The organism is Kribbella flavida DSM 17836, from assembly GCF_000024345.1.
Taxonomy (GTDB): domain Bacteria; phylum Actinomycetota; class Actinomycetes; order Propionibacteriales; family Kribbellaceae; genus Kribbella; species Kribbella flavida.
In genome coordinates, this window is the sequence record NC_013729.1 from 5,474,664 (window position 1) to 5,488,899 (window position 14,236).

14 protein-coding genes are annotated in these 14,236 nt (G+C 71.3%); 10 read left to right on the forward strand and 4 right to left on the reverse strand.

Translation table 11 applies throughout. The features are described from left to right. Positions 1-11: 11 nt before the first annotated feature. Complete coding sequence (locus KFLA_RS25165) at positions 12-356, reverse strand: YciI family protein (protein ID WP_012922646.1); 345 nt, start codon at positions 354-356, stop codon at positions 12-14. Between the two features lie 159 nt (positions 357-515). Between KFLA_RS25165 and zwf the strand changes: the two genes are divergently transcribed. Further along, entirely contained in the window at positions 516-2,012 is a 1,497-nt protein-coding gene (gene zwf / locus KFLA_RS25170) for a glucose-6-phosphate dehydrogenase (RefSeq protein WP_012922647.1), read from the forward strand. Positions 2,013-2,119: 107 nt separating this feature from the next. After that, the gene (locus KFLA_RS25175; protein ID WP_012922648.1) at positions 2,120-2,593 is read left to right on the forward strand and encodes a carboxymuconolactone decarboxylase family protein; all 474 of its coding nucleotides are present in this window, start codon (positions 2,120-2,122) and stop codon (positions 2,591-2,593) included. A gap of 22 nt (positions 2,594-2,615) precedes the next feature. On the opposite strand, the gene KFLA_RS25180 is transcribed toward KFLA_RS25175, so the two are convergent. After that, positions 2,616-3,782 (reverse strand): DNA alkylation repair protein, encoded by a 1,167-nt coding sequence (locus KFLA_RS25180; protein ID WP_012922649.1) that lies wholly within the window; start codon positions 3,780-3,782, stop codon positions 2,616-2,618. A 165-nt stretch (positions 3,783-3,947) separates the two neighbouring features. Between KFLA_RS25180 and cobF the strand changes: the two genes are divergently transcribed. The 8 genes from cobF (at position 3,948) to KFLA_RS25220 (ending at position 11,810) form a co-directional block, all read left to right on the forward strand. Then, positions 3,948-4,700: a precorrin-6A synthase (deacetylating) gene (gene cobF, locus KFLA_RS25185; RefSeq protein ID WP_012922650.1), complete on the forward strand. Its 753-nt coding sequence runs from the start codon at positions 3,948-3,950 to the stop codon at positions 4,698-4,700. Between the two features lie 144 nt (positions 4,701-4,844). Then, on the forward strand, positions 4,845-5,750 hold the full coding sequence (locus tag KFLA_RS25190) for a glycoside hydrolase family 19 protein (RefSeq protein ID WP_012922651.1): 906 nt from the start codon (positions 4,845-4,847) through the stop codon (positions 5,748-5,750). A 125-nt stretch (positions 5,751-5,875) separates the two neighbouring features. Further along, a complete protein-coding gene (cobG, locus tag KFLA_RS25195; protein WP_012922652.1) occupies positions 5,876-7,066 on the forward strand; it encodes a precorrin-3B synthase in 1,191 nt (396 codons plus the stop codon). After that, entirely contained in the window at positions 7,063-7,698 is a 636-nt protein-coding gene (locus KFLA_RS25200; protein ID WP_012922653.1) for a precorrin-8X methylmutase, read from the forward strand. The genes cobG and KFLA_RS25200 overlap by 4 nt, the downstream gene beginning before the upstream one ends. After that, complete coding sequence (locus KFLA_RS25205) at positions 7,695-9,230, forward strand: precorrin-2 C(20)-methyltransferase (protein WP_012922654.1); 1,536 nt, start codon at positions 7,695-7,697, stop codon at positions 9,228-9,230. Before KFLA_RS25200 ends, KFLA_RS25205 begins: the two co-directional genes overlap by 4 nt. A gap of 54 nt (positions 9,231-9,284) precedes the next feature. Further along, positions 9,285-9,860 carry a hypothetical protein gene (locus tag KFLA_RS25210; RefSeq protein ID WP_012922655.1) on the forward strand — a complete coding sequence of 192 codons (576 nt, stop codon included), beginning with the start codon at positions 9,285-9,287 and terminating at the stop codon, positions 9,858-9,860. 93 nt (positions 9,861-9,953) lie between these two features. Continuing rightward, complete coding sequence (locus KFLA_RS25215) at positions 9,954-10,622, forward strand: hypothetical protein (protein WP_012922656.1); 669 nt, start codon at positions 9,954-9,956, stop codon at positions 10,620-10,622. Positions 10,623-10,712: 90 nt separating this feature from the next. Continuing rightward, complete coding sequence (locus KFLA_RS25220) at positions 10,713-11,810, forward strand: FAD-dependent oxidoreductase (protein ID WP_012922657.1); 1,098 nt, start codon at positions 10,713-10,715, stop codon at positions 11,808-11,810. Here the strand turns inward: KFLA_RS25220 and KFLA_RS25225 are convergent. Continuing rightward, positions 11,755-12,969, reverse strand: a complete 1,215-nt coding sequence (locus tag KFLA_RS25225) for an MFS transporter (protein WP_148256733.1) — start codon at positions 12,967-12,969, stop codon at positions 11,755-11,757. The genes KFLA_RS25220 and KFLA_RS25225 overlap by 56 nt on opposite strands. 54 nt (positions 12,970-13,023) lie before the next feature. Then, positions 13,024-14,085, reverse strand: a complete 1,062-nt coding sequence (locus tag KFLA_RS25230) for an ArsR/SmtB family transcription factor (RefSeq protein WP_012922659.1) — start codon at positions 14,083-14,085, stop codon at positions 13,024-13,026. Positions 14,086-14,236: the final 151 nt, after the last annotated feature.

The following is a 14,236-nucleotide window of genomic DNA, read 5'->3' on the forward strand; positions in this document are numbered from 1 at the left end:
CGCCGGTGCGCTCACAGCCCGGCAGCCTCGGGCGGACCGGCCAGCAGTGGACGAATCTCGATCGTGCCGTACGCCGCCGCCGGGTGCTTGGCCGCGATCTCGATCGCCTCGTCCAGGTCGGCGCAGTCGATCAGCACGAAGCCGCCGATCTGCTCCTTCGTCTCCGCGAACGGCCCGTCGGTCAGCAGCAGCTCGTCGTCCCGCACCCGCACCGTCGTCGCCTCCCGCGGCGGCCGCAACCCGGCGCCACCCTCGACCACGCCGCGCGCCTGCATCTCCTCCGACCAGCCACCACACCCGTCCAGCGCGTGCGCCTCGGCGCTCTCGTCACCACAAATCATCAGCAGGTACTTCATGCCCGACTCCTCTCTCCACTCCCCCGACGAACGGCGAGCGCCCCGACGGACACCACCACCGTACGAGTTGGTGACGGTTCCCGGGGGTGCTCGGACCGCAGGGCTTGCAGGCCTAGACTTCCCAGTGGTGGCTTTCGCCGGCGTCCGTGGGAGGACCGCATGCCCGACCGTACCCAGACCATCGCCTATCCGGCGCCTGGTTCGCGACCTGCGCGGCGAGGGCCGGAGCCGCTGGCGCCGCATGTGATCGTGCTGTTCGGGGCGACCGGTGACCTGGCCAAGCGCAAGTTGCTGCCCGGACTGGCCTACCTGCAGCAGTCCCGGTTCGCGCCCGACGTCCGGGTGATCGGGACGGCGACCGAGGATCTCAGCACCGAGGAGTTCCGGGCCCGGGCCCGGGTCGCCGTCGACACCTACGGGACGCACAAGATCACCGAGGAGGAGTGGAGCCAGTTCGCCGAGCGGCTCGAGTACGTGCCGCGCGACGCCGGTCCGGCGGGGCTGGCCGAGGCGGTGCACAAGGCCGAGGTGCTGCTCGGCCCCGGCACCTGCCGGCTGCACTACCTGTCGGTGCCGCCGAAAGCGGCCCGGTCGGTGATCGAGATGCTGCGCGACGCCGACCTCGTCGACCGCGCCCGGGTGGTGATGGAGAAGCCGTTCGGCGACGACCTGGCCAGCGCGGTCGCGCTGAACGACTTCGTGCACGAGACGTTCGACGAGCAGCAGATCTTCCGGATCGACCACTTCCTCGGCAAGGAGGCGGCGCAGAACATTCTCGCCTTCCGGTTCGCCAACGGCCTGTTCGAGCCGATCTGGAACCGCAACTTCATCGACCACGTGCAGATCGACATTCCCGAGTCGCTCGGCCTGGACCAGCGGGCCACCTTCTACGAGCCGACCGGCGCGTTCAAGGACATGGTCGTCACGCACGTGCTGCAGGTGCTGGCGTTCGTCGCGATGGAGCCGCCGACGGCGCTGGAGCCGCGGTCCATCTCGGAGGAGAAGAACAAGGTCTTCCGGTCGATGCTGCCGATCCAGCCCCGGCACGTGGTCCGTGGCCAGTACGGCGGCTACCGCAGCGAGGACGGCGTCGCGCCGGACTCCGACACCGAGACGTTCATCGCGATGAAGGTCGGGATCGACAACTGGCGCTGGGCCGGGGTGCCGTTCTACCTGCGCACCGGCAAGCGGATGGCCGAGGGGATGCGGATCATCTCGATCGCCTTCAAGGAGGCGCCGAAGACGATGTTCCCGGCCGGCTCCGGGGTCGGGGCGCAGGGGCCGGACCACCTGACCTTCGACCTGGCCGACTCGTCGCGGGTGTCGCTGTCGTTCTACGGCAAGCGGCCGGGGCCGGGGTTCCGGCTGGAGAAGCTGTCGATGCAGTTCTCCACCCAGGAGACCGAGTCGGCCGCGGACGTGCTGGAGGCGTACGAACGGCTGATCCTGGACGCGATGCGCGGCGACCACACGCTGTTCACCACCGCGGAGGGCATCGAGTCGCTCTGGGAGCGGTCGGCGCCGCTGCTGGAGGACCCGCCACCGGTGAAGTCGTACCAGCAGGGCACCTGGGGGCCGAACGCGATCCACCAGCTGATTGCCCCGCACGCCTGGCGCCTGCCGTTCGAGCGGGAGTGGCGCGAGCGCAAACCCTGACGTGCGGCATCGATCCGGCGAGACGTGGATCACAGCGGCTGGTTGTCACGAACGGGCGCCGCGCTTTGTCAGTGCTGTGTAACCCCCAGCACAGCAAGGAGAGCACGATGGACGCCCGTTTGAACTTCTTCGGCAACCAGGTCGGCGCCGGTGTCATCAAGTACATCAACTCGGCCGGCAAGGTCGTGCACAACTCGTCTCTGCCGGTCGCGACCCAGGAGCTGGTGAAACTGCGCGCCAGCCAGATCAACGGGTGCGGCTACTGCGTCGACATGCACAGCAAGGACGCCGCTGCCGCCGGCGAGACGCAGCAACGCCTCAACCTGGTCGCCGCCTGGCGGGAGGCGACGGTGTTCACCGAGGCCGAGCGCGCTGCTCTGGAGCTCGCCGAGCAGGGCACCCGGATCGCGGACGCGGCCGGCGGCGTCACCGACGAGGCCTGGGCCAACGCTGCCAAGCACTACGACGAGGAGCAGCTCACCGCCCTAGTGATGACGATCGCCCTCATCAACGCCTACAACCGGGCGAACGTGCTCATCCAGCAGCCGGCCGGGGACTACGTGCCCGGTCAGTGGGACTGAGCGAGCACCCGTCGGCCGGGGATCACCCTGGTCCCCGGCCGCTGCTCCGCCCTCGGTTCAGGTCGCGCAGGTTCGGCTTGCGTGGCCGCTCCGTGGTGAGGGTGAAGGTGGCGCGGCCGAACGGCCGGCCGTTGATCTGCAGTTCCAGGGCGTGCTCGCCGGGGTAGTAGCGACGGGTGGAGATCGGCTTGAACGAGTGGCGTTTGCCGAGCGTCACCGCCTCCCCGGGCGCCAGCGTCCTGGTGGTCAGCTTGAAGACCTTCGGCGCGAGCGAGCCGTTGGCCTTCACGTGGTGCACGACGTAGTCGATCGCCAGCCGGACCTCGCCGGCCCCGTCGTTGCGGGCGTTGAAGCTGAACTCCAGCGACTCCCCCACCGCTACGTCGGCGACCGACAGCGTCGGGCCGTCGACCGAAAGCTGCCCGGGTGGCTCGAAGCCGAGCAGCGCGAGCGCCGCCGGGTCGCCGGCCTTGATCAGGCTGCGCAGCGCGTGCCGCACGAGCTGTGCCGTCGTCGGTGCCGGATCGGCGAGCCAGCCGGCCGCGATCTCGACGGCCAGCGCCGGGTCCGACCGGCTGACGTCGTTCAGGTGGTTCGCGACCGAGCGACGGACGTACGGCGAGTCGTCGCGACGCAGCGCCTCCAGGACCGGTCGGGTGACGCCGGGCCGGGCGAGGATCGCGCGGACCTGCTTGGCCCACGGGAGGCGCGGGCGGGTCCCTTCGCTGGCCAGGCGCCGGACGTGCTCGTCCGGGTCTTTCGTCCAGCCGGTCACGACCGCCAGGGTCCGGTCCAGGTCGGCCGCCAGGAACGTCCGGACGGCGAACTCGGCCGTCAACCGCGGCGTCAGCGCCGCCAGCAACTCCAGCCCGGCCTCGAACTGGGGCCCCTCGGTGCCGCTGGTCGCGCGGACGGCGACCGCCTCGGTGACCGGCCAGATCATCCAGCCGGTGAACTCCGGCTGCGTCAGCGCCGCACGGATCGCCTGCTCCACCGGCGCGTAGCCGGCCGGCAGGTCCGCGAGCAGGGCATCCCTGACCAGCAACCCTCGCTCGCTGAAGGACGTCCCTGCCAGCTTGCCCGGCACAGCGGTCAGCGCAGCAAACCGCAGCCCCGGTTCGACCTTGCGCAGCACGGCGCCCAAGGCAACGACCGAGTCCGTGCTGAGCATCTCTTCGGCGGTCGGCACAACGCTCCTTCCCGAGGTGAGCCGGATGGGTCACCGTCAGCTTCCACCTGAGCGGTCCCCCGACAGGACGACCGAAAGCCCAGGAACCCGAGCGTAGGAGGGACCACCGACACTTTCCGTCGCCCGACACGTCCGCACCCGGCGACGGCCACTAGGCTCCCGGCCATGGAGATCTTGGTGATCGGGATCGGCGCCGGGGACCCGGACCACCTCACGCTGCAGGCGGTCCGGGCGATCGAGCGGACCGACGTCTTCTTCGTGCTCGACAAGGGCGAGGTGAAGCAGGACCTGGTCGAGCTGCGGACGGAGATCCTGCGCCGGCACGCGACCGACCCGAAGGTCGTCGTCGGCCGGGATCCCGACCGGGACCGGACCAGTACGGCGTACGTGGAGTCGGTGGACGACTGGCGCCGCCGGCGGGCCGACGTCTGCGCGGACCTGATCGGCCGCGAGCTCGGCGAGGACCAGGTCGGCGCCTTCCTGGTCTGGGGCGACCCGTCGCTGTACGACAGCACGCTGGCGATTCTCGACGATCTCCAGGACCGCACCGACCTGCGCTTCACGGTCGAGGTCGTTCCCGGCATCAGCAGCGTGTCGGCCCTGGCGGCCAAGCACCGCATCGGGCTGAACCAGGTCGGCAAGCCGATCCAGGTCACCACCGGCCGGCGGCTCGCGCAGAGCTGGCCCGACGGTGTCGACGACGTCGTCGTGATGCTGGACGCGCAGACCGCGTTCAGCGGGCACACCGACCAGGACGCGGACATCTTCTGGGGCGCCTACCTCGGCACACCCGACGAGCTGCTGGTCGCCGGCAAGCTCTCCGAGGTGGCCGCCGAGATCGAGCAGGTCCGGGCCGAGGCCCGGGAGCGCAAGGGCTGGATCATGGACACCTACCTGCTGCGCCGGAACCACCGATAAAAAGTAAGATCCTTTCGAAAACTTCCCGCTCTGCTCTTTCCTCGTCCCAGCGGTCGTTCTAACCTGGCCGGACCATTTGTCCCACCGCCCCCATGGCCGTGCCCCGCCCCCCACCGGCACGGTCGAGGACAGAGGAGTTCGAGCATGAGAATGCCCCGTTTCGTCCGCACGCTGCCGGTGCTGGCCGCGCTCGGAGCCGCGCTGTCGATGCTGCTCAGCGCCCCCGCCAACGCCCGCGAACAAGCTCCCTCCGCAGCCCAGGCCTGTACGGCGGCCAACTGGGTCGCCGGCACCTGGTACCCGGCCGGCACCGTCGTCCGGTACAACGGCCTGTACTACGTCGCCGAGCACGACAACCCGGGCTACGACCCGACCATCAGCACCTGGTACTGGGAGCCGACGACCTGCGACGGCGGCACTCCGCAGCCCGGCGCCTTCCCGGTGAGCGAGTCGCAGTTCAACCAGATGTTCCCGAACCGGAACTCCTTCTACACCTACTCCGGTCTGGTCGCCGCGCTGAGCGCCTACCCGGGCTTCGCCGCCACCGGTGACGACACCACCAGGAAGCGCGAGGCCGCCGCGTTCCTGGCGAACGTGAACCACGAGACCGGTGGGCTGGTCCACATCAAGGAGATCAACGAGGCGAACTACCCGCACTACTGCGACTGGAGCCAGTCCTACGGCTGCCCGGCCGGCCAGGCGGCATACTACGGCCGCGGCCCGATCCAGCTGAGCTGGAACTTCAACTACAAGGCCGCCGGCGACGCGCTCGGCCTCAACCTGCTCGGCAATCCCTGGCAGGTCGAGCAGAACTCCGCCATCGCCTGGAAGACCGGCCTCTGGTACTGGAACACCCAGACCGGCCCCGGCACGATGACCCCGCACAACGCGATGGTCAACGGCGCCGGCTTCGGCGAGACCATCCGCAGCATCAACGGCTCGCTGGAGTGCAACGGAGGCAACCCCGGCCAGGTCCAGAGCCGCGTCGCCGCCTACCAGCGCTTCACCCAACTGCTCGGCGTCACCCCCGGCAACAACCTGTATTGCTAGCAGCCCGGCAGCAGCAGCCGTGCCGACCACTCACCGGCACGGCTGCTGGTCCGTGCGCCGTGCTGGACGGCGCCGACAGCCGTGACACAGAACACAGGGGGTGGGCGGCACGTAGCATCACGGCTGTGCGCAGTGCTGAGAGGAGCCAACCGGACCGTTGTCCGGGGGTGCTCGCCGTTCACCAGGCGGCCGATGGCGGTCTGGCGCGGGTGCGGCTGCCCGGCGGGATGCTGACGGCTGCGCAGCTCCGGGTGCTGGCGGTGGCGTCGGCTGAGCTCGGTGACGGCAATCTCGAACTGACCTCCCGCGGCAACCTGCAGATCCGCGCGCTGCGGCCAGGGGCGCCGAAGGAGCTCTCCGACCGCCTGTACGCCGCCGGCCTGCTGCCTTCGATCACGCACGAGCGCGTCCGCAACATCCTGGCCTCGCCACTGTCCGGCCTCGACACCAGCAGCCTGTACGACGTACTGCCGCTGGCCGTCGCCCTGGACCAGCAGCTGTGCGGGACTCCGCGTCTGGCTGAGCTTCCCGGCCGCTTCCTGTTCGCCCTGGACGACGGCCGCGGCGACCTCGCCACCAGCGGTGCCGACGTCGCCGTCCGTATGCTTGCGGCCGATCAGGCAGCCCTCGTCCTCGCCGGTACCGACACCGGAGTACGCGTTGCTCCAGCGGATGCACCGAGCACGATGCTGCGAGCCGCCGAGGCCTTCCTGGACGAACGAGAAGCCCAGCACTCCTCCGCCTGGCGCCTCGCCGAACTGGAGAACGGCGCCGACGCAGTGCTCGCCCAGCTGCGGGCGGCCCTGCAGCACTCGCCGGCTTCTCCCTCCTCCAGCTTGCCCACCGGGAAGGCGGTGCAGGTGGGGACGCGGCTTTCTGGGAACGGGCTGGTCGTCGGCGTGCCGTTGGGCAGCCTCTCGCCGGCGCAGGCGGCGGCCCTGATGGAGGCTGAGGAGTTGCGGGTGACGCCGTGGCGGTCGGTGGTGATGGTCGGCGCCAAGACACCGGCAGCGCTGGTCGAGGCCCGGCTGACGCAGGCCGGGTTGGTGGTGGATCCCGAGTCGCCGTGGAACCGGGTGACCGCTTGTGCGGGGCGGCCGGGCTGCGGCAAGGCGTTGGCGGACGTGCGGGCGGACGCCCGCCGGGTGACGGCGATGATGCCGGCCCGGCACCGGCCGGTGCACTGGTCCGGTTGTGAGCGGCGGTGCGGGCAGCCCACGGGAGACTTCGTGGACGTGCTCGCGGTGGCCGACGGGTACTCGGTCGACGGCTCCCCCGCCGCGACCGCCGAGCAGAGTGTGATGAGGATGCGGTGAGCAGCAAGTACGAGTACGTGACCGACGGAGCGGAGATCTACCGGCGGTCGTTCGCGACGATCCGGGCCGAGGCCGCGCTCGACGGTCTGCCCGCGGACGTCGCGCAGGTCGCCGTCCGGATGATCCACGCCTGCGGCATGACCGATCTCGTCGCCGACCTGGCCTGGTCCCCGAACGTCGTCAAGGCGGCGCGGGAGGCCTTGCGCAACGGCGCACCGGTGCTCTGCGACGCCGCGATGGTGGCCGCAGGCATCACTCGGCGCCGGCTGCCCGCGGACAACGAGATCGTCTGCACGCTGAGCGATCCGTCCGTCCCCGCGCTCGCCGCGACGCTGCGGACCACCCGCAGCGCCGCCGCGCTCGAGCTGTGGCTCGACCGGCTCGAGGGCTCGGTAGTTGCTGTTGGCAACGCTCCGACCGCGCTGTTCCGCCTGCTGGAGCTGATCGCCGCCGGTGCCCCGAAGCCCGCCGCGGTGCTCGGTGTCCCGGTCGGTTTCATCGGCGCCGCCGAGTCCAAGGACGCGCTCGCGGCCAACGACCTCGGCCTGGAGTACCTGGTCGTCCGCGGCCGCCGGGGTGGCAGCGCGATCACCGCCGCCGCCGTCAACGCGATCGCGAGCGAGGACGAGTGAGCGGCCGGCTGTGGGGTGTCGGGCTCGGCCCGGGCGACCCCGAACTGGTGACCGTGAAGGCCGCCCGGCTGATCGGCGCGGCCGACGTGATCGCGTTCCACAGTGCGCGGCACGGCCGGAGCATCGCCCGTTCGGTCGCCGCGCCGTACCTGCGGGACGGGCAGGTCGAGGAGCACCTGGTCTACCCGCTGACCACCGAGACCACCGACCACCCAGGCGGCTACCAGGGCGCGATGGACGACTTCTACGCCGACTGCGCCGCCCGGCTGGCGGCTCATCTGGACGCGGGCCGCGACGTCGTCGTCCTCGCCGAGGGCGATCCGCTGTTCTACGGGTCCTACATGCACATGCACAAACGACTCGCCGACCGCTACCCGTGCGAGGTGGTGCCGGGCGTCACCTCGGTCAGCGCCGCCGCGGCCGTGCTCGGCCGGCCGCTGTGCGAGCGCGACGAGATTCTCACCGTGCTGCCCGGCACTCTGCCGCCGGATGTGCTCGCCGAGCGGCTGCGCTCCACCGACGCCGCCGCGGTGATGAAGCTCGGGCGCACCTTCGGCAACGTCCGGGAGGCGTTCGAGCTGGCCGGCCGCGCCGACGAGGCCTGGTACGTCGAACGCGCGACCACCGACGCGCAGCGCACGGCCCGGCTGGCCGACGTCGATCCGGACTCGGTCCCGTACTTCTCGCTGGCCCTGCTGCCGAGCCCGATGAACACCGCGTTCCAGGCTCCGGCCGTCGCCGAGGCGACGCCGGGGTCGGTCACCGTGGTCGGCCTCGGCCCGGCGGGTCCGGAGTGGATGACGCCGGAGGTCCGGGCCGCGCTGGCGACCGCCGACGACGTGATCGGCTACGGCCCGTACGTCGACCGGCTGCCCGACCGGGCCCGGCAGCGCAAGCACGGCTCGGACAACAAGGTCGAGTCCGAGCGGGCCGCGTTCGCGCTCGACCTGGCCCGCAAGGGGTCCCGGGTGGTGGTGGTCTCCTCGGGCGACCCGGGCGTCTTCGCCATGGCCAGCGCGGTGACGGAGGTCGCCGCCGAACCGGAGTACGCCGATCTGACCGTGCGGGTGCTGCCCGGGATGACCGCTGCGCAGGCGGTCGCCAGCCGGGCCGGTGCCCCGCTCGGTCACGACTACTGCGTGCTGTCGCTGTCCGACCGGCTCAAGCCCTGGGACGTGATCGCCGCCCGGCTCGGCGCCGCCGCGGCCGCCGACCTGGCCATCGCGATCTACAACCCGGCCTCGAAGTCGCGCACCTGGCAGGTCGCGGCGACCCGCGACCTGCTGCTCGAGCACCGCTCCCCCGGTACGCCGGTGGTGATCGGCCGCGACGTCGGCGGCGCGAGCGAGTCGGTCACCATCACCACGCTCGGCGAGCTGGATCCGGCCCAGGTCGACATGCGGTGCCTGCTGCTGATCGGCTCGTCGCAGACGCAGTCGGTCGATCGCCCGGCCGGCCCGTTGGTGTTCACGCCGCGCCGCTATCCGGACAGTGCACAAGAACTGGTTAACAAGGCCGGCCGCGACGAATGAGCCACTTCCGACCCGGGTAGAGCCAGCGCAAGGCTGACCATGAGGAGATCAGAAGTGGCTCACAGCTACGGCGACCCCGAGCCGGAAGAGCAGTACCAGCGGCCGTCGTACCGGGGGTTCAAGATCGGGGCCGCCTTCTTCGGCTGGCTGGTCGCGCTGTCGATGACGGTGGTGCTCGCCGTCGTGGTGGCCGCGGTCGTCGGCGGCGGAAGCTACCTGCTCGACTACACCCAGGTGGACGCCCGGCAGCGGCCGGCCGAGATGGCGCTGATCGCCGCGATCCTGGGGACGCTGGTGCTGACGCTCGCCTTCTACAGCGGTGGGTACGTCGCCGGCCGGCTCGCCCGGTTCGACGGGAAGCGGCAGGGGTTCGGAGTCTGGCTGCTGTCCGTGCTGTTCCTCATACCCCTGGCGGGCGTCAGCGGGATGCTGAACGTCTGGTACGACCTGCTCGGGCAGGTGGAGCGCGAGGACCTGCCCTTGCGTACGGGCACTTTGGCGACCAGCACCCTCGAGACCGGTGCACTCGTCACCGCGGGTGCGGTCGTCCTGCTCACGTTGGTCTTCGCGGTCCTGGGCGGCAAGGCCGGGCAGCGCTATCACGACAAGATCGACAGCCTGCTGACCTGACCGACGGTGACCGGAACTGACTGCGCGCATGCGCCCGTCGCGCGCAGGGTACGGGTTCAGTGCTACGGGGCCGTCCTTGTGAGGAGAACTGCCATGGTCCAGCACTACCGCGACGACACCGACACCCGGCACCACCGGTTCACCGCCGACCACACCGCCACCGAACCGGTCGTCGAAGAAGGCCCGGGCCACGACCACCGGCCCGCTCACCGCGCCGACGTCGACACCGCCGTCACCGGCGAGGTGCACCCGGCGTACCGGGGCTTCAAAGGCGGGTCCGCCTTCTTCGGCTGGCTGATCGCGGTCGGCCTGACCGTCCTGCTGACCGCGATCGTGAGCGCGATCGCCGCGGCGGTCGACTACGCGGTCACCATCGACCGGGGCCTGATCGACGAGCAGGCCGGCACGATCGGCATCGTCTCCGGGGCCCTGCTGGTCCTGGTGCTCGCGATCGCCTACTACAACGGCGGGTACGTGGCCGGCCGGCTGGCCCGGTTCGACGGCGCCCGGCAGGGCTTCGGCGTCTGGGGCATCGGCGTCGCTGTCACCCTGATCGTGGCCGGCATCGGCGCGCTGGCCGGTTCGCAGTACGACGTGCTCGACCGGGTCGACCTGCCCTCGATCCCGATCGCCGGCGAGGACCTGACCACCGGCGGCCTGATCCTGGCCGCGGCGGTGCTCGTGGTCACCCTGCTCGCCGCGGTGATCGGCGGCAAGGCCGGCCAGCGCTACCACCACCGCATCGACAACAGCTTCGACTGATCCGCCCTTGGGTCCGAAGAGCCTGGCGCAGCAGCGCCGGGCTCTTCGTCCCCGGCCACCGGGAAGAGGGTGGTCGGCAGGGACGTTGCAGTGGGTGTGGATACCCGGGTGGTGGTGATCGGAGCGGGGCAAGCCGGGTTGTCGGCGGCGTACCACCTGGTCCGGATGGGGTTCACGCCGTACGACGAGGTCGTGGTGCTGGACCGGAACCCGGCGCCGGGCGGCGCGTGGCAGCACCGGTGGGACTCGCTGACCATGGACGACGTGCACGGGATCGCGAACCTGCCGGGCGCGGACGTGCCGCCGAGCATCGGCGCCGAGCGGGCGAACGAGTTCGTGCCGCGGTACTACGCCGACTACGAGGCCCGGTTCGGGCTGCCGGTGGTGCGACCGGTCGGGGTGCAGAGCGTGCGCGAGCTGGACGGGCGGTTCTCGCTGAGCACCGACGCCGGGACCTGGACCGCCGACGCGATCGTCAACGCGACCGGGACGTGGAACCGGCCGTTCCTGCCGTGGTACCCCGGGATCGAGACGTTCCGCGGCCGTCAGCTGCACACCTCGGACTACAACGGCGCCGAGGAGTTCACCGGGCAGCACGTGCTCGTGGTCGGCGGCGGCGCCTCGGCGGTGCAACTGCTGGCCGAGATCTCGGAGGTCGCGTCGACGACCTGGGTGACCCGGCGGCCACCGGAGTGGCGGACCGACGGGGAGTTCGGTCCGGAGCTCGGGCGGAAGATCATCGCGAAGGTCGAGCAACGGGTCCGGGCCGGGCTGCCGCCGCGCAGCGTGGTCAGCGTGACCGGGCTGCAGCTGCGCAAGCAGGAGCAGGCGGCGTACGAGCGTGGGGTCTACACACGGTTGCCGATGTTCGAGCGCATCACCCCCGACGGTGTGGTCTGGGCGGACGGGCGCTCGCAGCAGGCGGACGCGATCCTGTGGGCGACCGGCTTCCGGGCCGATCTCGCTCACCTCGCACCGTTGCACCTGCGCGAGCCGTCCGGCGGGATCCGGATGGACGGGACCCGCACAGTGCTCGACCCGCGCATCCATCTGGTCGGCTACGGGCCGTCGGCCAGCACGATCGGCGGCAACCGCGCCGGCTTCGCGGCCGCCCGCGAGCTGCGCGACCTGCTCAAGCCGGAACTGGCGCCGGCTCGGTCGTCCAGCGGGGGTGCCGGCGAACGCTGACCGGGACCAGCAGCCCGGCCACCAGGAAGATCGTGGCCGTCAGCAACCAACCCGGCCAGCCCCAGCTGACCGCGACGACGGTCAGCACGAGCGGCGCGAGCAGGTCGCCGACCTGGTGGCCCATCGCGTACGCGCCCTGGTACTGACCCTGTCCTCCGGGCGGCGCCAGCTCGAAGCTGATGCCCCAGCCACCGGCCGACTGCAGCATCTCGCCCAGCACGTGGACCAGCGCCGCGACGATCAGCAGAACGACCGTCAGTGTTCCCGACGTGACATCGGTGATCGCCAGTGCCGCACAGGCGAGCGCCAGCAGCAGTCCGGCCCGGCGACCGGCTCGCGCCGCTCCGGCCAGCCGCTCGGTTCCCCGCGCGACCCGGATCTGCAGCAGGATCACCGCGGCCGCGTTGACCACCAGCAGGACGGACACCAACCAGGTCGGCGCATCCGTCGCGGTCGCCACCCAGAGCGGGATCGCCACCTGCGCCATGGCGTTGTGCATGCTGAGCAGGCCGTCCAGCGCCACGAAGGCGAGGAACGGCCGGTCCCTCAGCGCTGCCAGACCGGACGGCCCGGCGGCCGAGGGCACTGGCGCGACGCGCGCCATCCGCCAGCGGACGAGCGCGGCGGTGACCAGGTACGTCGCGGCGTTGGCGAGCAGGGCGACCACGTACACCTCACGCCGGTCCACCGCCAGCACGATCCCGGCCAGCGCCATCCCGACGCCCATGCCGATGTTCGTGGTCACCCGCAGCAGGGCCCGCGTCCGCACCCGCTGGTCCGCCGGGACCAGTCCGGCGATCAGCGCACCTTTCGCGCCCCGCTGGCCTGAGTCAGCGATCGCGGTGACCGCCGCGACCACGACGTACAGGGCGAGAGAGCCGACCTGGGTCAGCGCGGTCATGGTGAGCGCCTGCAGCAGCAGGAAGCCGACGTACGCACGGTTCGGACCGAGGCGGTCGGCGACGACACCGAGCGGCGTGCTCGCGAGCAGCCCAACCAGTCCGGCCACCGTCAGGCCGAGTCCGACCTCGGCGACCGACAGCCCGGCCCCGCGGGTCAGGTACAGCGCGCCCACTGCGGCGTACACGCCGTTGCCGAAGGTGTTGACCAGCGTCGCGACCACCAGCCGGCGGACCTCGGGCGCAAGGGAAGCAGTCATGGCCATCAGCCAACCGCGCCGGACGTCACCCGGCCGGTGGATTGACGGAATCCGTCAACGCATCACGAGATCGAGCAGGTCTGTGCCGAGCTGACGCACCACCTGCTCGTCCAGCCGGTACGCGACGAACCGGCCCTGCCGCTCCGCGGTGACCAGCCCGGCGCGGGTCAGGGCGCGCAGATGGCGAGTGACCTGGGTGGCGTTGAGCCCCCACAGTGTGGCGATCTCCCCGGCCGTTCGTGGTTCGCTGGCTACCGCACGGCACACCTGCATCCGGTCCGGCGCCGCCAGCGCCTCCAGCCGGCTCCGCACCACCTGAGCCGCCGGTACGCCGGTCCGCTGGGCCGCGGCCGGGTAGATCACCGTCAACGGCTCCCCCGGCACCTCGCCGAGAAACAGGTGCGGCGCGATGAAGTTGCTCGGTACCAGCAGCACGGACCGCTCGGCGACGTCGATCCGCTTGTTCTGCACCTTCTGCACGACGACGCTGTCCGGGTCCCGCGGGTGGACCGCGCCGTCCAGCGTTCGCAGCATCGCCGCCACGCCGTCCCGGGCGGCCAGGTCCCGGTCCTGCCGGCCTCGCGCGGCCAGCTGGTCCCGGGACTCGCTCCACACCTCCGCGAACCACTCGTGCCAGCAGGCGTCGAGCAGTGCCAGGAACCGGGCGACCGGCTCGGCCGGAGCGGTCAGCAGCGACTCCACCAGCGCTCCGACCTCCTGTCCCCGGCTACGTGCCCAGCGGCGTACAGCGTCGGTGTCGGTGGTCCTGGTGCTCAGCGGACGACCGCGCAACGGCCGGACGAGCTCAGCGGCGAGTTCCTCCGGCGGTCGGGCGCGGAGAGTCGCCAACTCGTCCTGCCAGGTCGGGAGGCCCGTTGCCGGACTGGTCGCGAAGAAGCGGGCGCGGACGGCGCGAACCGTCCAGGTCCAGGCGGTCAGTTCCTCGCACAGCTGCTGCGGCATCCGGTCGCGCAGCTCGGCGGCCCACTCGGTGCGGTCGTGGTGCCGTGGCTCGGCCAGCACGTGCAGAGCACAGCCAAGCTCGATCAGCGGCGACGCGACGTGCCGGATCCGCTCGGGGTCGAGCCGGCTGAGCCCAGCGAGAACGGTTGGCACTCATCGCCTCCGCAGCGCAGTCCGCACGCCTAGGACATGTCTGACCGTTCCCTGCAGTTGCGAGCAGGTGCCCGGTGCGGTAGCTCGGCGTGCTGGAGTGAAGGCCTCGATGTCTTTCCATCGTGGCCTTTGCTCCAGTGCGGCGAGGTGC

Bases quoted from the DNA above. Each gene is read 5' to 3' on its own strand.
- KFLA_RS25165 (WP_012922646.1), bottom strand. From the start codon at position 356: ATGAAGTACCTGCTGATGATTTGTGGTGACGAGAGCGCCGAGGCGCAC.
- zwf (WP_012922647.1), top strand. From the start codon at position 516: ATGCCCGACCGTACCCAGACCATCGCCTATCCGGCGCCTGGTTCGCGA.
- KFLA_RS25175 (WP_012922648.1), top strand. From the start codon at position 2,120: ATGGACGCCCGTTTGAACTTCTTCGGCAACCAGGTCGGCGCCGGTGTC.
- cobF (WP_012922650.1), top strand. From the start codon at position 3,948: ATGGAGATCTTGGTGATCGGGATCGGCGCCGGGGACCCGGACCACCTC.
- KFLA_RS25190 (WP_012922651.1), top strand. From the start codon at position 4,845: ATGAGAATGCCCCGTTTCGTCCGCACGCTGCCGGTGCTGGCCGCGCTC.
- KFLA_RS25215 (WP_012922656.1), top strand. From the start codon at position 9,954: ATGGTCCAGCACTACCGCGACGACACCGACACCCGGCACCACCGGTTC.
- KFLA_RS25225 (WP_148256733.1), bottom strand. From the start codon at position 12,969: ATGACTGCTTCCCTTGCGCCCGAGGTCCGCCGGCTGGTGGTCGCGACG.